23 protein-coding genes are annotated in these 25,917 nt (G+C 63.0%); 12 read left to right on the top strand and 11 right to left on the bottom strand.

The annotated features are described in order from the left end of the window. Positions 1-8: 8 nt before the first annotated feature. Positions 9-1,190, bottom strand: a complete 1,182-nt coding sequence (gene pabB, locus ACZ5YV_RS13300) for an aminodeoxychorismate synthase component I (protein ID WP_464788010.1) — start codon at positions 1,188-1,190, stop codon at positions 9-11. 94 nt (positions 1,191-1,284) lie between these two features. Here pabB and ACZ5YV_RS13295 point away from each other — a divergent pair, with 94 nt between their 5' ends. After that, positions 1,285-1,671: a DUF983 domain-containing protein gene (locus tag ACZ5YV_RS13295; protein ID WP_464788009.1), complete on the top strand. Its 387-nt coding sequence runs from the start codon at positions 1,285-1,287 to the stop codon at positions 1,669-1,671. Positions 1,672-1,799: 128 nt separating this feature from the next. On the opposite strand, the gene ACZ5YV_RS13290 is transcribed toward ACZ5YV_RS13295, so the two are convergent. Then, positions 1,800-2,237, bottom strand: a complete 438-nt coding sequence (locus ACZ5YV_RS13290; protein ID WP_449470942.1) for an acyl-CoA thioesterase — start codon at positions 2,235-2,237, stop codon at positions 1,800-1,802. A gap of 180 nt (positions 2,238-2,417) precedes the next feature. Here ACZ5YV_RS13290 and ACZ5YV_RS13285 point away from each other — a divergent pair, with 180 nt between their 5' ends. Beyond that, entirely contained in the window at positions 2,418-3,548 is a 1,131-nt protein-coding gene (locus ACZ5YV_RS13285) for an AI-2E family transporter (RefSeq protein ID WP_464788008.1), read from the top strand. A 102-nt stretch (positions 3,549-3,650) separates the two neighbouring features. On the opposite strand, the gene ACZ5YV_RS13280 is transcribed toward ACZ5YV_RS13285, so the two are convergent. Further along, complete coding sequence (locus tag ACZ5YV_RS13280) at positions 3,651-5,006, bottom strand: FkbM family methyltransferase (protein WP_464788007.1); 1,356 nt, start codon at positions 5,004-5,006, stop codon at positions 3,651-3,653. A 237-nt stretch (positions 5,007-5,243) separates the two neighbouring features. Next, on the bottom strand, positions 5,244-6,107 hold the full coding sequence (locus ACZ5YV_RS13275; protein WP_464788006.1) for a sulfotransferase family protein: 864 nt from the start codon (positions 6,105-6,107) through the stop codon (positions 5,244-5,246). A 242-nt stretch (positions 6,108-6,349) separates the two neighbouring features. On the opposite strand from ACZ5YV_RS13275, the gene ACZ5YV_RS13270 reads away from it, so the two are divergent. Genes ACZ5YV_RS13270 through ACZ5YV_RS13245 form a run of 6 tightly spaced genes read left to right on the top strand, consistent with a single transcriptional unit; the run spans position 6,350 to position 11,417 of the window. Beyond that, entirely contained in the window at positions 6,350-7,534 is a 1,185-nt protein-coding gene (locus ACZ5YV_RS13270; protein WP_464788005.1) for a glycosyltransferase family 4 protein, read from the top strand. After that, entirely contained in the window at positions 7,534-8,136 is a 603-nt protein-coding gene (locus ACZ5YV_RS13265) for a sugar transferase (RefSeq protein ID WP_464788004.1), read from the top strand. Before ACZ5YV_RS13270 ends, ACZ5YV_RS13265 begins: the two co-directional genes overlap by 1 nt. Further along, positions 8,108-9,031 carry a methionyl-tRNA formyltransferase gene (locus tag ACZ5YV_RS13260; protein WP_464788003.1) on the top strand — a complete coding sequence of 308 codons (924 nt, stop codon included), beginning with the start codon at positions 8,108-8,110 and terminating at the stop codon, positions 9,029-9,031. Before ACZ5YV_RS13265 ends, ACZ5YV_RS13260 begins: the two co-directional genes overlap by 29 nt. Continuing rightward, positions 9,028-9,711, top strand: coding sequence for a PIG-L deacetylase family protein (locus tag ACZ5YV_RS13255; RefSeq protein ID WP_464788002.1), 684 nt, complete (start codon positions 9,028-9,030; stop codon positions 9,709-9,711). Before ACZ5YV_RS13260 ends, ACZ5YV_RS13255 begins: the two co-directional genes overlap by 4 nt. Position 9,712: 1 nt before the next feature. Continuing rightward, the gene (locus tag ACZ5YV_RS13250; RefSeq protein ID WP_464788001.1) at positions 9,713-10,753 is read left to right on the top strand and encodes an ATP-grasp domain-containing protein; all 1,041 of its coding nucleotides are present in this window, start codon (positions 9,713-9,715) and stop codon (positions 10,751-10,753) included. Beyond that, positions 10,737-11,417, top strand: coding sequence for an HAD family hydrolase (locus tag ACZ5YV_RS13245; RefSeq protein ID WP_464788000.1), 681 nt, complete (start codon positions 10,737-10,739; stop codon positions 11,415-11,417). Before ACZ5YV_RS13250 ends, ACZ5YV_RS13245 begins: the two co-directional genes overlap by 17 nt. Before the next feature lie 9 nt (positions 11,418-11,426). On the opposite strand, the gene ACZ5YV_RS13240 is transcribed toward ACZ5YV_RS13245, so the two are convergent. The 3 genes from ACZ5YV_RS13240 to ACZ5YV_RS13230 all read right to left on the bottom strand — a co-directional run bounded on the left by ACZ5YV_RS13240 (position 11,427) and on the right by ACZ5YV_RS13230 (position 15,633). Further along, a complete protein-coding gene (locus tag ACZ5YV_RS13240; protein ID WP_464787999.1) occupies positions 11,427-12,767 on the bottom strand; it encodes a lipopolysaccharide biosynthesis protein in 1,341 nt (446 codons plus the stop codon). A 213-nt stretch (positions 12,768-12,980) separates the two neighbouring features. Then, positions 12,981-14,174, bottom strand: a complete 1,194-nt coding sequence (locus tag ACZ5YV_RS13235) for a calcium-binding protein (protein ID WP_464787998.1) — start codon at positions 14,172-14,174, stop codon at positions 12,981-12,983. Between the two features lie 280 nt (positions 14,175-14,454). After that, positions 14,455-15,633 carry a glycosyltransferase family 4 protein gene (locus tag ACZ5YV_RS13230; RefSeq protein ID WP_464787997.1) on the bottom strand — a complete coding sequence of 393 codons (1,179 nt, stop codon included), beginning with the start codon at positions 15,631-15,633 and terminating at the stop codon, positions 14,455-14,457. A gap of 186 nt (positions 15,634-15,819) precedes the next feature. Between ACZ5YV_RS13230 and ACZ5YV_RS13225 the strand changes: the two genes are divergently transcribed. Genes ACZ5YV_RS13225 through ACZ5YV_RS13210 form a run of 4 tightly spaced genes read left to right on the top strand, consistent with a single transcriptional unit; the run spans position 15,820 to position 20,544 of the window. Then, positions 15,820-16,665: a hypothetical protein gene (locus tag ACZ5YV_RS13225; RefSeq protein WP_464787996.1), complete on the top strand. Its 846-nt coding sequence runs from the start codon at positions 15,820-15,822 to the stop codon at positions 16,663-16,665. Between the two features lie 23 nt (positions 16,666-16,688). Next, a complete protein-coding gene (locus ACZ5YV_RS13220; protein WP_464787995.1) occupies positions 16,689-17,876 on the top strand; it encodes a glycosyltransferase in 1,188 nt (395 codons plus the stop codon). A 2-nt stretch (positions 17,877-17,878) separates the two neighbouring features. After that, positions 17,879-19,141, top strand: coding sequence for a glycosyltransferase family 4 protein (locus ACZ5YV_RS13215; protein WP_464787994.1), 1,263 nt, complete (start codon positions 17,879-17,881; stop codon positions 19,139-19,141). Then, the gene (locus ACZ5YV_RS13210) at positions 19,138-20,544 is read left to right on the top strand and encodes a pectate lyase (protein ID WP_464787993.1); all 1,407 of its coding nucleotides are present in this window, start codon (positions 19,138-19,140) and stop codon (positions 20,542-20,544) included. Before ACZ5YV_RS13215 ends, ACZ5YV_RS13210 begins: the two co-directional genes overlap by 4 nt. A gap of 12 nt (positions 20,545-20,556) precedes the next feature. Here ACZ5YV_RS13210 and ACZ5YV_RS13205 read toward each other — a convergent pair whose 3' ends face one another. The 4 genes from ACZ5YV_RS13205 to ACZ5YV_RS13190 all read right to left on the bottom strand — a co-directional run bounded on the left by ACZ5YV_RS13205 (position 20,557) and on the right by ACZ5YV_RS13190 (position 25,815). Continuing rightward, positions 20,557-21,732: an outer membrane beta-barrel protein gene (locus ACZ5YV_RS13205; protein ID WP_464787992.1), complete on the bottom strand. Its 1,176-nt coding sequence runs from the start codon at positions 21,730-21,732 to the stop codon at positions 20,557-20,559. Positions 21,733-21,779: 47 nt separating this feature from the next. Further along, positions 21,780-22,346 carry a polysaccharide biosynthesis/export family protein gene (locus ACZ5YV_RS13200; RefSeq protein WP_196225176.1) on the bottom strand — a complete coding sequence of 189 codons (567 nt, stop codon included), beginning with the start codon at positions 22,344-22,346 and terminating at the stop codon, positions 21,780-21,782. A gap of 87 nt (positions 22,347-22,433) precedes the next feature. After that, complete coding sequence (locus ACZ5YV_RS13195; RefSeq protein ID WP_464787991.1) at positions 22,434-23,681, bottom strand: DegT/DnrJ/EryC1/StrS family aminotransferase; 1,248 nt, start codon at positions 23,679-23,681, stop codon at positions 22,434-22,436. Positions 23,682-23,733: 52 nt separating this feature from the next. Then, entirely contained in the window at positions 23,734-25,815 is a 2,082-nt protein-coding gene (locus ACZ5YV_RS13190; protein ID WP_464787990.1) for a polysaccharide biosynthesis protein, read from the bottom strand. Positions 25,816-25,917: the final 102 nt, after the last annotated feature.

Raw genomic sequence — 25,917 nt, 5'->3', positions numbered from 1 at the left:
TCAGCCCCCTACTGCCTTGCGGTCGTCAGGAAGCGCCCCTTGGCAAGGCATTCCGCCCACTCGGATTCCGCATCCGAGTCCGCGACGATGCCGGAGCCCAGTCCCAGGCGCCCCTCCCTGCTGCCTTCTTCAACCCAAATCGTGCGAATGGCAACATTGAAGGCAGCGTCTCCGTTCGGATCGATCCAGCCCATGGTGCCGGTATAGACGTCGCGGGGATGGGCCTCCACCGTGTCGATAATCTCCATGGCACGCACCTTTGGCGCGCCGGTGATCGATCCGCAGGGGAAGAGGATGCGCAGGATATCGACGGCCGAAAGACCGGGCAGCATCCGCGCGCGGATGGTCGAGACCATCTGGTGCACCGTCGGATAGGTTTCGACATGGAAGAGGTCGGGGACGATCACCGTGCCTGCGCGCGAAACCCGGGATAGATCGTTGCGCAGCAGATCGACGATCATCAGATTTTCGGCGCGCTGCTTGATGTCCTCCTCCAGTTCCCGTGCCAACGCGGCGTCGCGAGCCGGGTCGGACGAGCGGCGCGCGGTGCCCTTCATCGGCCGGGCGGTCAGTTGCCCACGCACATTGGTGAAGAAGAGTTCGGGCGAGAAGGAGAGGATATTGTGCGCGCCGGTGCGGATGATACCGCCATAGCCCGCGCGCTGGCGGGGGCGGATCGCGGCATAAAGCGCCATCAGGTCCCCATCGAAGCGGGCCGTGCAGGGGAAGGTCAGATTGACCTGATAGATGTCGCCTGCCCGGATATATTCCTGCACTCGGCCAAACGCGGCGCGATAGGTTTGTTCGTCTATCAGCGGCTGCGGCGGTTCGATGCTGGCGGTGGCGGGATCGGGCAGCAGGTCGGGCAGCAGCGCGGGATCGATCAGCCGATGTCCTTCGAACAGGCCGAACCAGAGCAGCGGCATGGCGGGCGTGCGATCGGCCTGGCCCAAGGCGATCGGCTGGAGCCGGTCCTCCAGCATCAGCCCGGCCTCATAACTCATATAGCCGGCGGCATGCAGGCCCATCTCTCCCGCTTCGGCAAGGCGGTCGAGGGCGGGCTGCACCTCCTCCAGGCAATCAGCGGTGATGACATCCACCGGATCGCGGTAGAGGCGCGCGGGCGCGGCATTGCGCTCTCGCGCATCGTCGAACAGGACAAAGGCTTCGGAAGGACCCGGTAGTCGCATGCTGGCCGTCTTAACAGCCTTTTAGCCGGGCGAAAGGGAGGCAGCGGGTTAAACCGTTGTTGCATAGCCCGCCGCCCGGCCATAGGGACGGCGCATGAGCGATCATCATTCCGCAGGTGCCGTGGTGCGGCCGCTTCGCCCCGCCCTGACGCTGGCGCTGCGCGGCCGTTGTCCCGCGTGCGGCGAGGGCGCGATGTTCGCGGGCTTCCTGAAGCCCAGTCCGGCCTGCAATGCCTGTGGACAGCCGTGGGATATGTCACGGGCGGACGATTTCCCCGCCTATATCGTGATCCTGCTGCTGGGGCACATATTGGTGCCCTTGATGATCGAGGTGAACCATGCGCTGGCCATTCCGTTAGGGGTGCAGGCGGCGTTGTGGCCGGGGCTGGCCGTGGTACTGGCGGCGGTGATGATCCAGCCGGTGAAGGGTGCGGTGATCGCGTTTCAGTGGGCGCGGCGGATGGATGGGTTTGCGGGCTGAACACTCCACCGCCATCATTACCCCATACCGTTCGGGCCGTGCGAACGGGGGTGAGGGAGGTTGGTTCAGGGAGACGGCGCGGGCAAGCCTCACGAGACCCCAGCTTTCGCTGGGGTGACGAGAGTTGTTTAAGCTGGCTGGCGGAGGAAATTGCGTTCCATGGCTTCGCGCAGGCTGGCGTCGATACTGCGGCGGCCTTCCGATCCGTGGGTGACGACAGTGGTGTCGCAGGTGGCGACGCAGACACCCTTCTGGAAGGCGGCGGAGCTGACGGTCCAGCTGGTGCGGCCGATATGGCCAATGCCGCAATGCACTTCGAACGGATAGGGGAAGTGCGATTCCTCGACGAAGTTCAGCGATACGGCGGCGACGAGCCAGCGCACGCCCTGTTCCTGCGGGTGGCGGCCGAGATGATGGTGGAAGCGGATGCGGGCGGTTTCGAAGATGCCCGAGATGGCCACATTGTTGATGTGGCCCATCGTATCGATATCCTGGAAGCGCGTGTCGATGCTGGTGATGAAGCTGTAGGCTTCGGGGCTCAAGCGCCAGGATTCGGGTTTTGCCATGTCCTGCTTTCCGATGGTTGTCCCTGAAGCTCTTACGCTTCGCCGACGCGGATTCAATCGTTCAGGGAAAATTGACGCAACTGCGACCTTTTTGACACAGCGGATGTTGGTCGCGCTGCAAAGGCGCCCCCATCGCGCGGGAGATGGACTTTTGCCCCTCATTTCTGCCAAAGCGCGAACATGACCGACAAGCCACAGAATGTCCGCATCGAAGACGGTGTTTTTCTGGGCTTCGTCCTGTTGGTGTCGGTGGCCTTTGCGCTGGTGATCGAGCCGTTTTTCGCGGCCATCCTGTGGGGCGTGATCGCCGCTATATTGTTCGGCCCCATCAACCAGAACCTGTTGCGGCAGATGCCGGGCCGCCCCAATAGCGCGGCGGGGCTGACGCTGTTGCTGATCGTAGCGGTCGTCATCCTGCCTGCGATCGTGCTGGCTGTTTCGCTGGTGCAGGAAGCGGGGCTTTTCTACGCCAAGATACAGTCGGGGCAGATCAATATCCCCGCCATGTTCGACGCATTTCAGGCGAGCCTGCCGGATTGGGCTTCGAACCTGCTGGCGCGCGTGGGCATCACCAATTTCGCGGCGGTGCGCGACATGTTGGGACAGAGCATCGCCAACAGCTTCCGATCCGTCGCGGCGCAGGTCTTCCAGATCGGGCAGAGCGCATTCAGCTTTTTCGTGGCGTTGAGCGTCACGCTTTACCTTACCTTCTTCCTGCTGCGTGACGGGCCGGCGCTGGCGGCGCGGCTGGATCGCGCGGCGCCGCTGCGCATGACGCACAGGCGCGCGCTGATGCAACAGTTCGTCGTCGTCACCCGCGCGACGATCAAGGGCAGCGTCGTCGTCGCCATAGTGCAGGGGATGATCGGCGGCATCGTATTCTGGTTGCTGGGGATACAGGGGCCGCTGCTGTGGGGCGTGCTGATGGGATGCTTTTCGCTGATCCCGGCGGTGGGCACGGGATTGGTGTGGGTGCCGGTGGCGATTTACCTGCTGGCGACGGGCGCGGTGGTCAAGGGGATCATCCTGATCGTATGCGGCCTGTTCGTCATCGGCCTGATCGACAATCTGCTGCGGCCGATGCTGGTTGGGCGGGATACGCGCATTCCCGATTATGTGGTGTTGATCACGACGCTCGGCGGAATCGACATGTTCGGCTTCAACGGTATCGTCATCGGGCCGGTGATCGCCGCGCTGTTCATCGCGACGTGGAACATCGTGACGCGGATGCGGACGGGCAACGGGCTGGAAGGTCCGCTGACGCAGGAAGACACGCCGTCCGCTGAGGCGGATCGCGGAGCGTTGGACTAACCGCCGCTAGTACGCAAAAGTGGGAACCGGTTTTGCGCCTAAAAGGATGCGAAAACAAAAACTGGAGCGCGCGGCCTGCGTCCAATTAAACGCAGCCCGCTCCTAGGAGGAGACGTTGTCGGCGATATCCTCGGCAAGGCGATCGAGTTCGGCTGGCTGCTTCTTCTTGCTGATCAGGGCGTAGGCCAGTTCGCCTTCCTGCCAATAGGCGACGGTCTTGCCATCGCGGGTGAGCACGGCCGGTTTTGCGGGCGCCACGCCATCGTCGCGGACGGCGAACAGGGATACCGGGCGGCTGACGTCGTTGGTGATGGTCATTTGCAAGCTAGGGCCGCTGTCGGAAGGGAAAAGCTGTACATCGGTGATGCGCCACCCCTGCGGCAGGATGGGAAGCGCGATGCGGGCGAAGGAGCCGACTTCGCCGACGTTGAACACCGTGGGAGGCGAACGTCGAAGGACGGCCCGCATTTCCGCGACTTTGTGCGACTGCAGGGCTTCCTTGATGAAATATTCCTCCGCTCGGCCGCGATCGACCGACACGCCCTTGCCCATGGCGAACCAGCCGCCTGCCAACACCAACAAGGCCGCAGCGACGCGCGCGAGGCGGGATGTTGATCGGGCGGGCGAGAGCGAGGCAGCATGAGAAGGCCTCCGACGAAACGGCGTGACGTTGGCACAAGCCGCGACGGGGACCGCAGAGTCAGTCCGGCGGTGGAAAACCGCGTCGAAATGATCGCCTGCTCCGTCAGGATCGACGCGGGTGAAGCCATGGCGCTCTAGCAGGGTGAAGACTTCGCCTGCATCAGCGCCATAGCGGTGAAGGTTCCGGTGATCGATTTCGACGACCGCTGCCCGCGTTTGCGGGAGGGCAAGGATCGGCGCCAGCCCCTGAAGGACGGCATATTCAAATCCCTCCACATCGATCTTCACCGTGATGGATCGCTCGCCGATGAGCTTGAGGAGACCGGGAAAGTCGCCGGTCGACAATGTCATGACCCGTTCCCCCTCCTCTACAGGTTCGCTGGCGATGGAGAAGCGCCCGGAATGCCCTGTCGCGCGATTGTCGAGCAGGTCGGGGCGGGTCAGGGCTGCAAGGGCCAGGTTGAAGGGCAGGACATTGTTAAACGCGTTCAGGCCGATGTTCCGGACCAGCTTTGCGAAGGTAGAAAAGCAAGGTTCGAAGGCGACCACCAGCCCGTCCGGCCCCACGCGCTCTGCCGCAAGCAGGGTGAAGATGCCGCAATTGGCGCCGACATCGATGAAGCAGTCGCCAGGACGGAGGCATTCCACCTCATCGGAGACTCGCGCGCCATATTCCCCGGTCAGCCCAAGCAGATGAGTCCGGTCGCGCACATCGAAGGCGAGTCGGACATTGCCATAGCTTGACCGAATGGGTGTGCCATCCAGCACCCCGGCGAAAGGCGACAACAGCCGCCACTTCCCGCGAAAGCGAGGCAATCGATGGACATAGAGGTTCAACAGCCAAGGTCGAACCACCCTGAAACCCGGCATCAGCGCACCTCACTTCCCTTATGGTCGGCAATTTACGTCATGCATGATCGTCAGTGGCCGACTTTTCCGGAGTACCCCCGCAGTTGCCCGCGCCACCAGTTAGCGGACATGCATGCGGGTCGGGCCGACGCTCCCTATGGCGTCAGATAAGCAGTGGCCATTACTGGAGAATGACGGCGCGCATCACTTCGCCGCCACGGCGTGAGCGTCCCTTAACGCGAGATCGCCAGTGATCCAGTGGCGCAAATCCATCTGGAGGATGTCTTGCAGGATCAAGAGATCCTCGCAGTAAAAATCGCGCAGCATCTGCTGTAATTCATCCGTGAGGGGCGGGTAGCGGATCGGCGCCGCCAGCGACGCGCGCAGCTTCGCCAGATGAGGGTTGGAGCGGAGCGGGTCGAGCACCGGGCGCATCGGTTGCAGCATACGGCGCAGCGGCAACGGCAACATCGGGCTGGCGCTGTCATTTTTCCGGCTGGCCACCTCTTCGGCCGCGATATGCACCGGCACACCGATATGAGTGCAGACGTCCGCGACGACCTGTTCGGGCTGCTCCCGCAGCGACTCGTACAGGATCACGTGGATCTGATCGCGCGGATAATGGCGGAGGAAGCGGCGCAGATGGGCGCCATAAAGCCCACCAGACAGGAATCGCGACTGTTCAGGCTGCGCGCTTTCCAGATATTTGCGGGGGTCGCCGCCGACCTGTCCGCGTCGGAAGAGCATGCAATAATCGGAATAGGCGCGCTGAACCGGGTCGCGCAGCTGAACGATGAGCCGGGCGTCGGGAAGCATGGCCGCCATGCGCTCCGCGGCTTGCGGATGCGCCAGATAGTCCGCCGACTTTTCCCCGATAATACGGCCGGGCGGCGCAGGATCGAAGAGGGAGGCATACCAGTCTGGGCCGCGATCATATTCCGAACTGAAATAATGCGGTTCGGCGTCGGGGAGCCACAGCCCCGGATGATTGCGGAGTTGATGAGCGATCCAGGTGGTCGCGCCTTTCATGGCGCCGATAACGACGAAGCTTGGCTGGCGATCAATCATGTTCTTCAGATAGGGCGAATGGGGACGCAGGGCAGTTGGGCATAGGTACGATCCGAAGATGGGTAGCGGTCTTATCCCTTTGAGCAGAAATCAAATCCCCATCCCCATTCGTCATCCGAAAGGATGGGCAGCTGGCCTCAAGTATAGGTGCGGAATGGTGCGGCGTTTTCCGGACGCTTTGTCCTATGGTTGCCCTTGCCGCCCCCTGTAGCGCGGCGATCCGGGAACAGTCACGGGACCGCATGAAGATCATCGTCATCGCCAGCCTCGCCTATTCGGTGATCAATTTTCGCGGGCGGCTGATCGCCGCAATGATCGGCAACGGGCATGAGGTCATTGTCTGCGCGCCCGGCCGCGATCCCGAAATTGAGGCGAAGCTGGCGGCGATGGGCGCGACCTATCTGCCCATGCCCATGGCGCGGGCAGGGATGAACCCCTTTGCTGATATGGGCACGCTGAGCTGGCTGATCGGTTGTTTCCGGAAACATCGGCCGGACGCGGTAATGGCCTATACGCAGAAGCCGATCATCTATGGCGGCATCGCCAGCCGGTTTTTCCCGTCCATCCGCTTCTACGCAATGGTGAGCGGGCTTGGTCATGTGTTCAGCGACGGTGAATCGCGCCTGCTGCCTTATGTACGGGCGATCGTGTCCATTCTGTACCGGCAGGCGCTGCGTAGCGCTAAAGCAGTGTTCGTCTTCAATAGCGACGACCGTGGCGAGATGCTGCGCCACCATATCCTGCGCCCCGACAGCCGCGTCGTCCAGGTGCCGGGGTCGGGCGTGGACCTTTCCCATTATGCCCAGGCGGCTTTGCCGGAAGGACCGCCCGTCTTCCTGATGATTGCGCGGCTGCTGCGCAACAAGGGCCTGATCGAATATGTCGAGGCGGCCCGGATCGTGCGGGCGCGCTTTCCCGATGTGCGCCTGCAACTGCTCGGGCCGCTCGATGAAAATCCGGCCGCCGTTTCGCGCGAGATGATCGCCCAGTGGCAGGATGAGGGCATTATCGAATATCTGGGCGAGACGCGCGACGTGCGCCCCTATCTGGGGCAGGCCAGCATCTTCGTGCTGCCAAGCTGGTATCGGGAGGGCCTGCCGCGCACGATATTGGAAGCAATGGCGGTGGGCCGGGGCGTGATCACGACCGACATGCCGGGTTGCCGCGAGCCGATTAGGCAGGGGGTGAACGGTTTCATCGTAGCGCCGCGCGATGCCAACGCGCTGGCCGACGCGATGGTGCGGATATGCGAGCAGCCGGGCCTGCCCGCGCAATTGGGCCTGGCGGCGCGCAAGACGGTTGAAGACCATTATTCGGTCGAAATGGTGAACGCGCTGTTGCTTTCGACCATGGAGATGAACGGCCCCGTGGCCGGGCGGTCCGAGCGGAAGAGGGTCAACGCGCCGATCCTTGCCGGAGAATCCTGATGGGCGTGAGGCGACTGATCGATATGCTGTTCGCGGCCACCGCCCTGCCGCTGGCGCTGCCGGTCATGGCGGTCATAGCTGGAACCATAAGGCTGACCGATGGCGCGCCGGTGCTGTACAGGCAGGTCCGCGTGACGAAGGGCGGGCGGCGCTTTCCCGTCATCAAGTTCCGGACGATGACCGACGCCCACGACCGGGATGGTCGGTTGCTGCCCGATGCGATGCGGACGACCCGGATCGGTGGGTTCCTGCGGCGTTCGCGGTTGGACGAACTGCCGCAGCTGTGGAACATCCTTACCGGGACCATGAGCCTGATCGGCCCCCGCCCCCTGCTGCCCGCGACCATAGAGGAAGCCGGAGAGCGGGGACGGCAGCGGTGCGCGGTCAGGCCCGGCCTTACCGGATGGGCGCAGGTCAACGGCAACACGCTACTGGGTGAGCGGGACAAGATCGCGCTCGACCTCTGGTACATTGCGAACCGCTCCTTGTGGCTCGACCTCACCATCCTTGCCCGAACGATCAGCGTGGCGGTGCGCGGCGAACGGTCCAACCAGTCATCGATCAGGAGGGCGCATGAAGGCCATAGTCGTTGGCGCGGTTGAAAGCACACGGGTCGCGGTGACGGCCCTTGGCGCATCCCGCCAGTGGGATCTGGCGGCAGTCTTCACCCTGCCGTCCGATCTTGCCCATCGCCATTCCGATTTCGTCGATCTTTCGGGCGATGCTGAAAAAGCGGGGGCACGGATCGTGCGAACCGCCAATATCAATTCCGATGCGGCGTTGCAGGCGCTCCGCGATCTGGCGCCCGATTATATCTTCGTCATCGGCTGGTCTCAGATTTGCGGAGAAGCATTCCGCGCCACCGCAAGGCGGGGCGTCGTGGGCTATCATCCCGCGCCCCTGCCTCGCCTACGGGGCCGCGCCGTCATTCCATGGACCATCCTGCTGGATGAGCCCATTTCCGCTTCCTCTCTCTTCCTGATCGATGCGGGGGTGGATAGCGGGCCGCTGCTTGGCCAGCGCTATTTCCATTTAACGCCGGATGAGACGGCGGCGACGCTCTACGCCAAGCACATGGCCGCGCTGGAAGCGATGCTGCCGGGCGTGCTGGAGGATATTGCGGGCGGGTCGCCGACGCTCATGGTACAGGATGACCGTTGCGCCACCTATGCCGCGCGCAGGCGACCGGAAGATGCGCTGATCGACTGGTCGGCGCCGGGATCGGCAATCTGGCGCTGCGTCAGGGCCTGCGGTCACCCCTATCCGGGCGCCTGGACGAGCTATGCGGGCGAGAAGATCGTCATCGAAGAGGCGGCGCTGGTGCCGCTGCGCCATCATGCCGCTGCGATGCCGGGGCAGATTGTCAAGCGTATGGCGGAAGGCTTCGTCGTGCGCTGCGGCGACGATCAGGGATTGCATGTGCTACGCTGGCAGACGGCGCGGGAAGCGCCCTTGCCCAACCACGCCATATTGGGGCGGACCAAGGCAGCGGCATGACCATGATCGATAGCATAGAGCGCGCGCTGGTGATCGCGCCCCATCCCGACGACGAAGTGCTGGGCTGCGGGGGAACGATCGCGCGCCTTGCCGCTATGCGTTGCCATGTCGAGGTCGTCATCGCGACGCAGGGGAAGCCGCCGCGCTTCACTGCGGCGCAGGTGGAACGGGTGCAGGCCGAAGCGCGCCGGGCTCATAAGGTGCTGGGCGTTGGGCGGACCCATTTCCTGGAATTTGAGGCAGCGGCGCTGGATTGCCTGCCGCGCGCGGAGTTGAATGAGGGCATCGCCGCCGCGGTCGCCGAGAGCCGTCCCGACACATTGTTCCTGCCCTTCCCCGGCGACCTGCATTTCGACCATGGCCTGATATTCGAAGCTGCGATGGTGGCGGCGCGGCCGGTTGGGGCGCATTACCCAAGGCGCATATTGGCTTATGAGACTGTGTCAGAAACCAATTGGGCGGCGCCTTTCCTGACGCCTCCGTTTCAGCCGCACGTCTTCATCGACATCAGCGAGCATCTGGATCGGAAGATCGAGGCCTTTGGCTGTTTTGAATCGCAGGTTCGTCCTTTTCCCAATGAACGATCCTTTGAAACCTTGCGTGCGCTGGCGCAGGTGCGGGGCAGTTGCGTCAGCCGGAGCGCGGCGGAAGCCTTTGTGCTGATAAGAGAGGTAGCCTGACATGGACGCACCCGCGACCCGGACTGGAGGAGCATCGGCAACCTTGGGCACGGATTGGGAAGGACCCGACCGCAGCGGCCGGTCGCTGCGCATGATGCTGAGTTCCGCCGGGCGGCGGGTCGGCCTGATGCGGAGCTTTCGCGACGCGGCGGGCGCGCTGGGCGTCGACCTTGCCATGTTCGCATGCGACCTGAAGCCGGACTGGAGCCCGGCCTGTATCGAAGCGGACGGCAGCTTTGCCGCGCCGCCTGCGGAGAGCGACACGTTCATTCCGGCGATGCTGGACATTTGCAGGCGCGAGCAGATCGAGCTGATCGTGCCGACGATCGATACCGAACTTATCGCCTATGCCAATGCGCGCGAGCAGTTCGCCGCGATCAATTGCCATGTCGCGGTGTCGGACGCGCCGCTGGTGGAAATGGCGCGGGACAAGCTGGCCACGGCGTGGTTCCTGACGGGTGCGGGCTTGCCCTCCCCCGCCACCATAGCGGTGGAAGACTATCTGGAGGGATCGGCCGATCTGCCGCTGCCACTGCTGGCCAAGCCGCGGCATGGCAGCTCCAGCCGGGGCATCGGCATGGTCTATGATCGCGAGGAGGTGGCGGCGCTCGACAAGAGTGAGCCCTATGTTCTCCAGCAGTTTCTTGCGGGGCGTGAATTTACGATCAGCCTCTATTTCGATGGCGAAGGACAGCTGCAATGCGCGGTTCCCCATGAGCGGCTGCGGGTGCGGTCGGGGGAGGTTGAGAAGGGCATCACGGTGCGGGATGCCGTCATGCAGGACTTGGCCTGGCGATTGGGTTCCGCCCTTCAGGGGGCGCGCGGGGCGATGTGCTTTCAGCTTCGGGTGGATGCGGACGGGAACGCATCCATTTTCGAGATCAACGCCCGTTTCGGCGGGGGCTATCCATTGGCGCATCGGGCGGGCGCGCGGTTTGCGCAGTGGATGCTGGAAGAACGGCTGGGACTGCCGCGCACGGCGCATGATGGCTGGCAGGACAATGTCCTGATGCTGCGTTTCGATGATGCCGCTTTCATCTGAAAGCACCCGGTTCGAGCGCGTCATCGTGTTCGATCTGGACGACACGCTCTATCTGGAGCGCGACTATGTGCGGAGCGGGCTGCGGGCCGTGGGGCAATGGGCGAATAACGCGTTGGGCATCGGCAGTCTGGGCGAGGTGATGCGCGCGCGGTTCGAAGCGGGGGCGCGCAGCCACATATTCGACGACAGCTTGCAGGAGATGGGGCTTACGCCGTCATCCTCTCTGATCGGGCGGATGCTGGCTACTTACCGGCAGCACCGGCCCGACATCTGCCTTGCGCCCGATGCGGAACGGTTCCTTGCGAGGCGTGATGGCAGGACGGGCTTTGCGGTAATCACCGACGGCTTTCTTGATGCGCAGAGGCGCAAGATCAGGGCGCTGGGCCTGTATGGGCGCGGCATCCACCTTGGTATCTGCACCGACAAATGGGGACGGGAGTGCTGGAAGCCAAACCCGCGCGCGTTCGAGCATGTCGAGCAGATTTTCGGTCGGTCGGGCGGATCGCTGACCTATATCGCTGACAACCCTTCCAAGGATTTCACCGCGCCCCGATCACGCGGGTGGCGGACGGTGCAGATTGCCCGGCCCGACCGTATCCACAAGTTCGGCGTGAATGAGGGCGTGAAGGCCGACCGGATCATCGAGACGCTAGAAGAGTTCTGAGGATCGCCGCTATTTCCGCGCGTCTTCCACCGTCCATGGGGCAGCGTTGATCGCCCGGCGCAGGCACAGCGTCAGGCTACCGAGCCAAATCACCCCGAACAGCAGATGGGCGATGTTCGCGCCCATTGCTCCGACCAGCGGAACCAGCGGAAACACGGCGCAGTAGAAGGCGAGCGTGCACGCCATCACCGTGCGAAGAAGCGCGCGCTGGTCACCCAGGGCAAGCAGCCCGGCGCGGCTGGCGGACCCGCTGATCGCGAAGGTGACCGCCAGTATCTGGACAGTGAGCAAGGGGACGGCTCCAGCAAAATGCGGCCCCACGGCGAGGCGCATCAGCGGCCCGCCCACTAACAGCATGGCGACAAAACAGATGACGCCGAAAGCCCCCAGCAGCAATTCGGTCTGGACCAGCACACGGACGAAGGCGTGGCGCTTGCCCGCCGCCACCAACCGGCTGAGGTCGGGATAGACCACGGCCTGCACCTGCGCGCCGACCTGGAGAAGAATGCGACTGATGCGCTTGGCGATGTGGAACAGGCCCGCGCTTGCCGGGTCGGCGAGCCATCCGACGATCAGCGTATCGACCACCTGCACACTCGACCACAGGGTGAGCGAGAGGTTCGACCCGAGCGCGAAGCGCCAGATGTCGGGAAAGCGGCCGGTGATCCCTTTCGCCCTTGCTCGTAGCAGCTGACGAAATCCAGGCTGGGGCAAAAAGCGCATGGCAAAAACGAAATTGGCAATCGAGCCGAGGATTTGGGTGATCGTCCATATGAGGATGATCTGGAGCATGCCCGCGCCCGCCAGATAAGCCCCCGCCACGCAGAGGAGACGGACGAACGCGTTCGCGACCTGAATCTGCGCCACCGCGCGATATTGGCCCGCGAGCCTGAATATGGCGGTCGAGACACCGTTGAAGTTGAACAGTAGCGAGGTGGCGAAAAGGAGCGTGTAGCCGACATGCTGAAAAGAGAAGCCGAACAGATAATGTCCAGCGATCGTCAGCACGCTCGCGATCGCCCAGGCCGCGATACTGCCGCCGATGTCGAGCAGCCAGCCGAATTTGAGCAGCGCGAAATAGGTGGCCGGGTCCGCGTGAGGATCGACGGTCGCCCCATTGCGGATCAGCGGTTGCCACGACTGAAAGCTGACGAGCCGCTCGCACGCCTGACCCAGCGTCAGGATCATCGCGAAGATGCCATAGGTGGCAGGCCCCAGAAGCCGCGCAACCAGGGCAATGGACAGAAGCGTCAGTGCCAGCGTCGCGGCGGTGCCGGATAGAAGATGGAAGACGGCCCGCGCACGCCGATGAGTCAGCGCATCGCGCAACCGAATCGCGGAAAAGGTCATCTTCAATCGAAATCCCACCGCATTCATCGGCACGCCACCTTCAGTCCTGTTTTTCGAGACTTATGATGGGACCGAAGCAGGGAAGACGCAGCTTCTCTGTCGTCTTAACTCCGAATAGCCGGTGCGGGGGAAGAATTGCGAAACGGGGCCGCGCACTCACTGGCAGGCGAGCGGTGCCCCGTTCCGTTCAGAAACAGCCGGTCTGCGACGCCATCAGGCGAAGATGAAATCCGCAGCCGTGAAATTATGGGCGGTCAACGTCCCCAGGGGATCGGCGATGTCGATGCTGAACTTCACCCCGGAAGAGGTGACGACATCCAGCAACACGTTGCCCGAGGCTCCATCATGCGCGAACACCGTACCCGGCGCCCCGCCCGCAGCATATTTGGTGACTCCCAGCTTTTCCAGCACGATGCGGTCGGCACCGTCCTGAAAATCCTCTATCCGGTCGCCACCATCCAGCGCGCCCGCGCCCTTGAAGACGAACCAGTCGGCGCCCGCGCCACCCCATAGCCTGTCCGCGCCCAGATCGCCGGTCAGCTTGTCGATTCCGGCATCACCGTGCAACTCGTCGGCACCGTCGCCACCCAAGAGCAGGTCGTCGCCATCGCCGCCAAAGAGGATATCGTTTCCAGCCTCCCCGTTCAGGGAATCCGCATCCTTGCCGCCGTCGAGGAAATCGTTGCCCGCGCCCGATTCCATATTATCCCGGCCGTCGTCGCCATAGAGCTGATCCACGCCGCCTTCGGAATCCAGAATATCGTCGCCGCTGCCGCCCGACAGATAGTTGTTTCCGTCGCCGCCATCGACCCTGTCATTGCCGTTTCCGCCGTAGACATGGTCGTCGCCCGACTGCCCCTTCAGCTTGTCGTTGCCGTCTTCGCCATAGATCCAGTCATTGCCAGCGCCGCCGGCCACGGCCTGTGTCGTCAGCTTGCCGGTGGCCGGATTGATTTCATTCAGAAACCCGTCATCGCCAGCGCCAGCGTAGATGATGTCATCTCCCGCGCCTCCATCAATATAGTCGCGGCCCCCGCCTGCAAGGATGGTGTCATTCCCGGCATCCCCCAATATCTGGTCGTGCCCATCGAGCGTTTCGATGCGATCGTTGCCGTCGCCGCCCGTGACGATGTTGTTGCCCAGGCCGCCGTAAATACGGTCGTGTCCCGCGCCGCCGTCGAGCGAGTCATTGCCATCCTCGCCCCAAAGCTGGTCATCGCCCAAACCGCCCTTGAGGAAATCGGCGCCTGCTTCCCCATGAAGCACGTCGTTGCCATCATTCCCCTCAATATAATCGTCGCCTAATCCGCCCCACAGCTGATCATTGCCTGCGCCACCGAATATACTGTCGATTAGGGATGTTCCCTTGATGATGTCGTCTCCGACAAGCCCGTAAAACTTCGCCATTCACCCGCTCCCAGTAGAGACCCCACGCGCATGAAAATGGCGCGGGACCGACATAACTGTCTCACGCTAATCTAAACGATAGGTTGATTGGAACCGCCGGGCGGGCGCGGATTCCGGCGGGTCCGGGAGCACGCGAAAGCCCAACTGGAGCCGCGCTTCCGGCATTATGCGTTTTAGCGCAGTGACTTCTCCGAACGGGAAACCGGTTCGCACGCGTCAGGGCGCGCGCGCCGACACGAAATCAGCGTCGTTTAGAAGTGTCAAAAACAGGCTGCACCGTTCAGATGGCGACAGGCCTGATTGAGCTTGCCCCGGACTGGCGCGGGGCGATCGCCTCCATCGCTGCGCGCTCCCATTGGACAAGGACGCGGTCGACGGTGAAACGCTGAGAGGCGGCCCGCGCCCCTTCGGACAGGCGGCGGCGCTGATCGGGGTCGGCGCACAAGGCGGCGATGGCCGCGCCAAGAGCGGACACGTCGCCATCCGGGACCAACAGGCCGCTGATCCCGTCGGCGATCATTTCGCCGGGGCCGAAGTGGCAATCAAAGGAAATCACGGGGACGCCCGCCGCCATGGCTTCGCCCACGACGATCCCCCACCCTTCAAAGCGGGAGGAGAGGACGAAGATGTCGGCTTCACGCAGCCAGCCGCCATGATCCTGTGTGACGCCCGGCATCGACACCCGGTCTTGCAGGCCGAGCGCGTCCCGTTGCGCTTCGAGCTTCGCACGTTCCGGCCCCTCCCCCCAGATGGTGAGCGACCAGTCGGGGTCGGGGATGAGAGGGGCCGCGCGGGCGAAGGCGTCCAGCAGCAGGTCGAACCCCTTTTGCGGCACCAGCCGACCAACGGCGACGACCTGCCTGCCGCATGGGCGCGCCTCATCGATCGTGACAGGAGCATAGGTGGGATTGGGAATGACCCACTGGCGGGGACGCATGACCCTGGGGAAATATTGCATCGCGCCTTGCGTCATCGTCACCAGCCCGTGCGCGCGCGCATAGGTGTAGCGGCGCAGAGCCGACCAGAAGGCGCCGGGTCGTTGCTGGGCGGGATTGTTGCGTTCCGACACGATCACCGGGATACCGAGCGGCTTTGCGGCAAGAACGGTGACGACGTTGGTGCGTGTCAGGAAACTGATGATCAGGTCGGGGCGCGTGCTTGCCAATGCCTTGCGGAGCGCCCCGATGCGATTGAAGATCGCGAGGGCCGATCGCAGCACCGGCAAGCGCCCGACGGGAAAGCCCAACTGCGTGATGCTGACCGCCGGATCATGCGCATAATAGGGGCGCGCTCCGGGCTCTTCGAAGGCGAACAGGCTGACCGTCCAGCCCGACCGGCTGAAATGATTGCACAGCAGGCTGACGATATGTTCCGATCCCCCAGCGCGCAGGCCGGGCAGAATGAAGGCGATGTGCGGCTTCCCTCGGGCTGAGGCATCCGTCCGGATCGGCATAGTCATCCGCGCACAGTGAGGCCTTGGCCGCGTCAAATCCATGGGACTTGCGGATTATCGCCAGTTGGTCGCGGCGACCAAGCGGCTTAGCCAGAACCGCAGGCCGCTCGCATTTGGGCTAATCCCTATTGGCCTGCGTCATAGCCAAGCGCCCACTTCATGACGCCGCCACACATTGTAGGCTCAACGGCTATGATAGTAGCAGCAACGCAATTTTTCTCGCACCCGGCAGAAGCCCTTCCGCAACAGGTGGAAGACGCCTTCTTCAGTTCCATCAAGAACCCGAACAATACGTTCAAATGCACTTGGGGCGGACGGTTCGGGGCGCTGGACGGACGTCTGGTGGAAGCGGTCAAGGCACGCGGGCTGGATGTGCGGGAACTGCTGGATGTCGGGGTATCGTCGGGGACGACCACGCTGGACCTGTGCGACGCCTTTGCACGCGAGGGATATCGGCCGCGCATCACCGGCACCGATTATGCCATCCATGCCTGGATCGTCCCGCTGGGCAAAAGGTGCGCAGCGCTGCTGAATCCCGAAGGTCAGCTGTTGCAGGTCGATCTGTTCGGCCGGTCGATACAGCCTTGGCGGCGCCGTCTGGATTATCTGACCGGCATGTGGCTGGTGCGGCCGATCCTGTCCCGCATCGTCGGCGGTCTGGCGACACGCAGGCTGCGCGAGGGTGTGGGCGTCAGGAAAGTCGAACTGGTCAGCCCGCGCGTCCGCAACCATGACCTCATCACGATTGTCGAGGATGATGTGCTGGCCCCGCGTGACGGTTTCGGTCGGCGTTTCGATCTGGTGCGCGCCGCCAACATCCTCAACGAAAATTACTTCGTCGAAGCCGACCTTCGGAAGGCGATCGACAATCTTCGGTCCTATCTCAAAGGTCCCGGATCGCTGCTGTTCATCGTGCGCACGCGGGTGTCCGGGGACCATCATGGGACGCTGTTCGCCATGAGCGACAGCGGCGCCCTGGAGGTGGTGGAACGGATCGGTGCCGGATCGGAAATAGAAAAGTTGCTGATCGCAATGTGATCGGCACGGCTTCAGGAGCCCCCATGAAGATTCTCCATGTCATAACCGCTTTGAATGTCGGGGGCGCGGAAACCATGCTCGCCAAGCTGGTGGATCATGAACGCAGGCAGGGCGGCGCGATGCAGCCGTCGGTCGTGTCGCTGATGCCGCCGGGTGTCGCTGGAGACCGCATCCGCGCGAGCGGCGTGCCGCTTCATCATTGCGGCATGACGAGGGCCATCGACCTGCTGCCGGGGCTTGCCTGCCTTCGCGCCGTCATTCGGCAGGAACAGCCAGCGGTCATCATGGCGTGGATGTATCACGCCCATCTTGCCACCCGGCTGGCGACCTTGGCGAGCGCGAACACTGTACCGGTGATCTGGAACGTGCGCCACAGCATCGACGAGTTGTCGCAGGAAAAACCCTTGATGCGGGTCATCGTGCGGCTGGCCGCAGCATGTTCATCCTGGCCGCGCACGATCATCTATAACTCCCATGCGGCGGCAGCGCAGCATCTGCGGCTGGGCTTTCACGCGGAAGATATGGCGGTCATCCCCAATGGGTTCGATTGCGACCTTTTCCGCCCGCGCGAAGAGGCTCGCGATGCGCTTATTCACGATCTGGGGATTGCACCGGGCGCGCTGATCGTCGGGATGGCGGCGCGCAATCATCCGATGAAGGATGCGGCCACTCTGGTCGAAGCGGTGCTACGTGCACGCGAACGTGGCACGGATGTTCACCTGCTGCTGACGGGTCAAGGCATGGACGAACCCACCGGAGCGCTTGCGCGTCTGCTGGCGTCCATGCCTGCCGATCGCCTGACCCTGCGGAGCCATGACCGGAAGCTTGAGACGTTGCTGCCCGGCCTCGACATAATCGCGCTGCCTTCGGCCTGGGGTGAAGGTTTCCCCAATATTCTGGGCGAGGCTATGGCATGCGGCGCGCCCTGCATCGCGACCGATGTCGGGGATAGCGGCTGGATCGTCGATGAAAGCGGGATGGTCGTTCCACCACGCGACCCGGCGGCGCTTGCCGAAGCGATCATCGCCATGGACCGGCTGGGTCCCGATGGCCGCCGCCAATTGGGCGAGATCGCTCGCGCAAGGGTGCAGGAGAAGTTTTCGATGGGCCAGATCGCGGCGCGCTACCACCAGCTCTACCGGGATGTATCCGGTTCCTGCTTTCAGGAACGGGGAGCCCCCTCCTCGCCACGCCGCGCGCAGGTGATGTGAACATGTTGCAGGTCTTGCTCGCCTCCCCCGCTCTGTCCGGAACCGCCGCGACGCTGGACCGCGAAGCTGGAAGCACTGCCCCGGTCCGCATCTGCTTCCCCTTTGCCGGGGGCGCGATGGGGGGGAGCCATATCTCCGCGACCAAGCTCATCCATCAGCTGGATCGGAGCCGCTTCTCGCCCCTCATCGTTCTGCATTATGGATCGGGACAGTTCGGCGACTTCCTGAGATCCGAGGGGTTGGAGTTCGTCACGCTGCCCGATACCCGATTCTTCGGCGAATCGCCCGGCGTTCCCAAAGCGGGAGGCAGGGCGGAGACGGTGAGCGCCTTGATCGATCAGTGGCGCATGGCCCGCTTTCTGAGGCTGAACGACGTCCGGATCGTCCATACCAATGATGGGCCGATGCATATGTCCTGGGCATTGCCCGCACGTCTGGCGGGCGCCAAGATGCTGTGGCACCATAGGGGCAGTCATGATGCCCGAGGCGTCCGCTTCGTCGCCCCCTTCGCGGCGGATCGCATCGTCGGCGTGTCAGCCTATGCCTTGTCCGAGGTGCGCCGTCTGAAGCGCGCGGCGCGCAAGACTTCCGTCATCTACAGCCCCTTCGACGCGGACGCCGAGCCGATCGACCGGGCGCAGGCGCACCTGGCGCTGACATCGGAGCTGGGCGTCGATCCCGACACCCGCCTTCTTGGCTTTTTCGGCCATTTCATCGACCGCAAAAGGCCGCTGATGTTCGTGGAAACGCTGGCACATATTGCCCGGACGCGGCCCGAACTCCCCGTGATGGGACTGATGTTCGGATTGCCGCTGACGGACGGGATAGAGGAACAGATCAACGAAAAAGCCAAGGCGCTGGGCGTAAGCGATCGCCTGCGCCTCATGGGCTTTCGCTATCCCTCCGCCGCGTTGATGGCGGGCTGCGACATTCATGTGGTGACGGCCGTCAACGAGCCCTTTGGCCGGTCCCTGATCGAAGCCATGCTGCTTGGCACGCCCGTAATTGCTGCCGCGTCGGGCGGCAATATCGAAGCGATCGACCATGGCGTGACGGGCATGCTGGTCGAACCCGATGATCCCGCCGCCATGGGGCAAGCCATCGTCGAGTTGCTCGATTGTCCCGATCACCTGACGGCGGTCGCCGCGCAAGCGCAGATCCTGGCGAACCGCCGTTACGGCGTGGAGCAGCATGCGTCGCAAGTGTCCGCAATCTATCAGTCGCTCCTCGGGACGGGGCCGCGCCGGAACCGGAGGCGATGGTGAGTTCCAATGCGGTGGCCGCCCTGGGTGTCGGGATCGCCGCGCTACTGGTGGCTCCGTTTGTCACGCCCTCCGATATCGTGCGGCAATTGACGGGGACCGGCGATTCCGATGGAACTTCAGTATTGCCCGAAGTACCCGGTGCCGAAGCGTTCCCCGGAGCCGAAGGCTTTGGCCGACGGACCCGTGGCGGACGTGGTGGCGTGATCATGCCTGTCACCACGCTGGCAGACCACGGCCCCGGTTCCCTGCGCGCATGCATAGACGCCAAAAAACCCCGCATATGCATCTTCCGCGTCGCTGGCGTCATCCGTTTCACGACGGATCGGCCCGTGATCCGCCACCCCTATATCACCGTCGCCGGTCAGACCGCGCCTGGCGGCGGAATATTGATCACCCATGCAGGAGGCGAAGGCGGCCACACCCCGATCGTTGCCAAGAATACGCATGATGTTATCATTCGTCACATCCGCGTACGAACCGATCTCAACGGCAATGCCGCCGCCAGCAACGGGTCATTTCTTTTTGAGAACAGCCGCAACATCATCTTCGATCATGTCAGCGGCGCCTGGGCATTAGGTCAAATCATCAGCGGCTTTGGCGTGAACGACAATATCACAATGTCCAATTCCATCTTTACAGAGGGCATTTCCCGGCGAAGCAAATGCGCGATGCTCGCTTTCGACCCGCGGGAGCCGCAGAAGGTCAGCTTCATCCGCAACCTGTGCGCTCATAATGGAAGCAGAAGTCCGGACGTGAATTTCACACCCAAGTCATGCGTGGAGATCGTCAACAATGTTCTTTATAATGCCAGGTCCCAATTCACCCGCGTGCAGGAGATATATGGTGGAACACCCGTCAACATCGTCGGCAACTATTACAAAAACGGTCCAGACGGGACGGACAAGATTGCCGCAATAGATCGTGATGTGGGTGCCAGCGCGGGCCAATCGGAAATATTCATGGCCGACAACAGGCTGGATCAGGTCAAGGTCATGACAACCCGCGCCGCAGCCGCTGCACGTGTGGGGCGGCCCGTCTGCCCCCTCAGCATGAAAGTCGCCTCACCCGAAAAGGCCTATATCCAAGTGCTGGAAAACGCCGGGGCATTCCCGCGAGATGCGCTCGACCTGCGTACCGTCAGCGACGTTCGCAACCGGACGGGATCGATCCTGCGCGATCCGAAGATGCGGAGCGGACCACGCCCGCTACCCCGGATCGCGCCCGGAACGCCCTATGTCGATCTGGATGAGGACGGGATGGCCGACAGCTGGGAGCGGGCCAATGGCATGAACACCCGGCGTAATGATGCCTGGCAGGATGCCGACCATGACAATTGGCTGAATCTGGACGAATTCCTTGATTTCGCCCATCGCGAAGTCATGGCCGGGCGGCAGATACGCTAATCCTCTATCCGATCAATATTGCAGGCGGATTTCCGCACCGACGATCGTGCGATCAAAATCGTCGAACGCTCTTGTGCTATCGCGATTGGCGATGCGTCCTGTGAGCGCGAAGGAAATATTGCGGTTCACCAGATATTCGACTTCGGCCACACCGGCGATCGTCCGTTCGTGCTGGCCCGAACCGATGAAATTGCTGCGGCGGTACAGCACGGAAGCCTGCCAGCGCAGATTGTGATAAATCTCGTTCTGCACACCCAGACGGAACCTCGTGTCAGTCCGCGACTGCGCACCGGTGCGGACGGTGGCGACATCGCCCCGGAACCCGTCGAGCGTAACCGCCCATCTGGGCGACGGCGTATAGGTCAGCCCGGCCGAAACCGACAGGCCGGTCCTGCTGTCAAATCGCGCGTCGTCGGGTTTGAAGCGGAATACGCCGACGGACGCTTCGCCACGGATCAGGCCGCCGGGTTCAAAAGCCACCCCCGCACGTGCGCCATAGGTTTTTGAATCGCGGTCCACACCCGACGCGTCCACCGGCAACCGGAACTCGCGTCTGGTGACAAAGCCTTCTCCAAAGATATTCATCATGCCGCTGACCCGGTATCCCAGCCGGGCAGAGCCGGAATATTGGTCGAAATCGCGTTCGGCATCGACGGCGGCCAGGGCGTTGTTCTTCAGCCAGGTGCCTTTCACGCCGAGATTGAAGCGGGCACCCTGATGCGTGTAACCAAGATCACTCTGCCACTGGTCATATCTGCGCGGCGGGGTGCCGACGCCCGTGCGGGATTCAGGTTCGCCGCGGTCCTCGACCAGCCGCATCCAACCCGCGCTAGCGGTGATATTATCGGCGCCCGACAGGTGATATACGCCGCCGATACTGGTATTTATTCCCTCGGAATTTTCACTGTCATTCTTGAAATAGCGCCGGATCACCCCCCGCGCCTGCGCCGCCAGCTCGAACTTGTTATCGCTCAGCCGCAGGTTGAGCCAGGGCGAGATCGTCAGGCGCTCATCGTCGATTTCATTTGATGACAGGGCATAGATGTTGGAATCATATTCAAGCCGGGCATCCGCGCCGAGATAGGCCGATATTCTGCCCAACTGCACCGCCCTCGCCTCATACTCCTCCGGCGTTTCCAGCAGCGGCGTGGCTCGATCCAGCTGCTGTGCGGCAGCAGGAAAGGCCATGCCCGTCAAAATGACGCATGAGCAGAAGGGGATGAGGCGCTTTGCTGTCAAAACCATTTCTCCACGACTTTGATGGTGTCACCCGGCTGGATAGGTGTATTTTCGGAAGCCTTGGCGGTGGACGCCTGGCCATTCACCTGACGGATGATGGCAACCGTGTTGCGATTGGCGCGAAATGTGTACCCGCCCGCCACCGATACTGCGGTGACGACGGTCATGCCGGGCCGATAGGGATATTCGCCGGGGCTACGCACTTCGCCAAGGATATAGATGGGCCGCAGCTTCACCGGCTGAACACTGACTGCGGGCGAGACCATCAGCCGTTTTTCCACCAGCAGGGCGGCGATGCGCTGTTCCAGTTCGGGGATGGTCGATCCCCTGACCGGAATCCCGCCCATCAGCGGCAATGTCAGTTCGCCGCGATCATTGACGACGAAGGCCGTGCCATTGTCGATTTCGGTAAAGCCGGGGACGATGATGCGAAGTTCATCACCCGGCCCAAGCCGATATTGATCGGCGTTGGCGGTGGAAACGGCAGGCAAGCCGGACACAGAGCCGGTACAGGCCGAAAGCGCGAGCATCAGGGAAATGCCGATAGAGTGAACTAGCCGCATGACCACCTCCCATTTCCTGGCCACTTCTGGCCATTTTTGTTACAGTTTCAGAACAGAAATAAATTAATGTCAATTGCTTCGGGATAGTTATTTGTTCGCAAAGGATAAACTCTGGTCGCCTTCACGAGCATCTTCGAGCGCCTCCAGCAGCGCATCGATGATGATTTGCATATCTTTATCGCCCAGCAGATGATCGACCGGCAGCATGAGGCTGCGTTCGCCTATTTCGGCGGCGATCGGCAGGGGATGGAGATTGGGGTGGGCACTGTTCCGGACGGCCAGTTCCCGGGACATGTCCGGGCATGATCCTGTCCCGGCAGGTATGCCATGGCGGGCGAGCGCGGCGATGACGGCAGGTCTAGCGACCGCCGCATCCAGCATGAGGTAGAATTTGTAGAAAGCGTGATCCACCCCCTGCGGCACCTGTGGCACATGGATCAGCGGGTGATCGCCCAGTCCTTCGCGCAGGATGGCGGCATTGGCGCGCCGCCGCGCGAGCCACGACGGCAGCTTGCGTAACTGCGCCCGCCCGATCGCGGCCTGCATTTCCGTCAGCCGCCAGTTGGTGCCGAAACTTTCATGCAGGTAGCGGAAGGCGTTACCTGCCGAAGGCGCCGAGAGCATCGCGGGGTTCTTGCCGTGGTCCTTATAGGCCCACGCGCGTTCCCAATGCGCTTCGTCCTTGAGCAGCAACATGCCCCCTTCCCCGCCCGTCGACATGATCTTGTCGGTGCAGAAGGAGAAGGCGGCGGCGTGGCCGAAGGAGCCGACCTTCTTTCCATCGATGGCGGCGCCGTGCGCCTGGGCACAGTCCTCCACCAGCCACAGGCCATGCCGATCCGCGACGACCGACAGCGCTTCCATGTCACAGGGCCAGCCAGCCAGATGGACGCACAATATGGCTCTCGTCCTTCCGTTGATCAGCGGAACGACGGCGGCGGGATCGATCGTGTGGCTGTTGGCGTCGATGTCGGCGAATATTGGCACCGCGCCGACCGCCGCCACGGCAGAGGCGCTGGCGAAGAAGCTGCGGGCCGGAACGATCACCTCATCGCCCGGCCCGACGCCCAGCGCACGAAACGCCAGCTCCAGCGCCAGCGTGCCATTGGCGAGGGAGATCGCATGGGGCATGCCGCAATATAGCGCGAACTCGCGTTCGAAAGCGCGGCACTCGTCACCATGTACCAGCGAGTTGACGCGGCCGCTTTCCAGCACCCGGACCACGGCATCGATCTCGTCCGGCTCATATTGGGGCCAGCGCCGGTCTGACGGCGGGAAAGGCGGGATGGCGACGGCCGCAGCCCCTAGTTCGCGCGTCTGGGAAATATGATTCATATCGCCGCTCCCAGGCTTCCAGGCATCGGCTGCCGCAAAGGAGCGCACCCGGTCATTCATTCGCAGCCTTACCGACAAGGTCGATCTCCCGAGTCAATTCTCGCAGCGTCTTTGCCCAGTTCGATTGGGCGGGCGCGCGCAGCAATTCCTTCATCAGGTCGCGCACCCCGTCCTCGTCATGGGTATGGATGAGGTTTGCCAATTCGATGAAGGCGTTCACCAGCTTTTCGAGCGGGACCGGGCAAGGGCTTGCTTCGATCACGCCGGGGATGGTGGAGCGAAGCTGTTCCTCGGTGGTGTCGAACAACTCCTCGTAAAGCTTCTCGCCGGGACGAAGGCCGACGAACTTGATCGGCACGTCGATGTCCGGACGCAGGCCCGCGAGGCGGATCATTCGGCGGGCGATGTCGACGATCTTGATCGGCTCGCCCATGTCGAGGACGAAGATGGTGCCGCGATCGATGTTTGTTTCCATCGCACGGGCGCTGCTTTGCAGGATGAGCTGCACCGCTTCGCCCACGGTCATGAAATAGCGCTTGATGTCCGGGTGCGTGATGGTGAGCGGCTTTCCGGCGGCCATCTGCTGCTGAAGCAGGGGGACGAGCGACCCGCTGGAGCCCAGCACATTGCCGAACCGCACCGTCATGAAGCGCGGGCTGTCGGGGTCGCACTGACCGATCAGGTCAAGGGCCTGGCAATAAAGTTCGCCAAGGCGCTTGGTGGCGCCCATGACGCCCACCGGATTAACCGCCTTGTCCGTCGACACCTGGATCATCGCGAGCGAGCCATAAGCGCAGACGGCATCCGCGACATTTCGCGTGCCGAGCACATTGGTATGAGCGCCCTCGCACGGATTGGCCTCGACAATGGGCACATGCTTGAGCGCGGCAGCATGGAAGACGACCTCCGGCTGATGGCGCTGAAAGACGTCATTCAACGCGGCGCGGTCGCGGATCGAGCAAAGTTCGGGCCGACAGATGACATCCGGGAACTTGTCCCGCGCCTGCATCTCGATGGTGTAGAGATTGAACTCGCAATGATCGAGGAGAACGATCTCCGCCGGGCGGAAGGTGGCGATCTGGCGCACCAGTTCGCCGCCGATCGTGCCGCCCGCGCCCGTCACCAATATCCGGCGGCCACGGATCAGCCGATCCACGATGCTGCGCTGGAGGGAGACTTCGGGTCGGCCGAGCAGGTCGGCCAGCTCGAACTGCTTGATCTCCAGGCGCGCCGTGCCGTCCTTCGCCTTTTGCAGGTCATTGGCGTGCGCAACCGTCAGGTCGCACTGATCGGCCAGCTTCACCAAATGGGAGAAGGACCGGCGCGGCATCGTCCTGTCGCCGCGTATGACGAGGCTTTCGGGCTTTAGCCCCCGCGTCGCCAGCATCTCCACGATCTGCGGCAGTTTGTCAGGCGAACCCAGCACGGGTACACCGGCGACCTGCAACCGCGCCTCGCGTCCGTCAAAGGTCAGCGCGCCGACGACATTGAACCGATTGGTCCGTTCGGCGCGGAGCATGTCCATCAGCGACCGTATCCAGTCCAGTTCGCCCAGCAGCAATATGTTGTGACCGCCGCCGGGAGGGACGATATGCGCCAAGGCGAATTCGCGCAGGCCCCGGCGCACCGTTCGCACGCCGATCATCGCCACCAACAGCAATGCCGAATGCAACAGCGCGAAACCGACCGCCTCCAGCGGCACGGCCCGTATCTTTGCCGAGATGATCAGGCACATGCTCCATGCCGCCGTCGCTCCGCCTGCGACCCCTGTCGAAAGCGCGATGCAGTCGCCGAAGGAGAGGAAGCGCCAGCTTCGCCAGTAAAGGCCCGTCAGGCAGAGAGCGAACACCGCCACCAGGGTGAAGAAGATCATGAGGCTGGGACGATCATAGAAGGCCGCCGAAACGCTGCCCGGTATGGCCATCACGACCAGAAGCAGGGTGGTCAGGATCAACGACGCGTCGATCAGCATGAGTGCCGCAAAGCGGGCCGGGCCGGGAAATCCGGTTGGCCGCGTCAGCAGATCATGCAGTAGTATCGCCCAGCCCGGCCCACCAGCGGAAACCTCCGCCCGCGGGTCTGCGAGATCGTCGAGAAGCGGGTCAGATCCAGCGGGCGGCGCGCTCGCATCCATAGCAAAACCCTTGCGGTTCAAGAAAAAGACCTTCGACGAACAAACCCCGCATGCTGCCAAAGAGGGCCTGTCGCAGCATGCGGAGCGCGATCGTCCAGATCA

Source organism: Sphingobium sp. TomTYG46, assembly GCF_055396345.1.
This window is presented reverse-complemented; position numbering and strand designations above follow the sequence as displayed.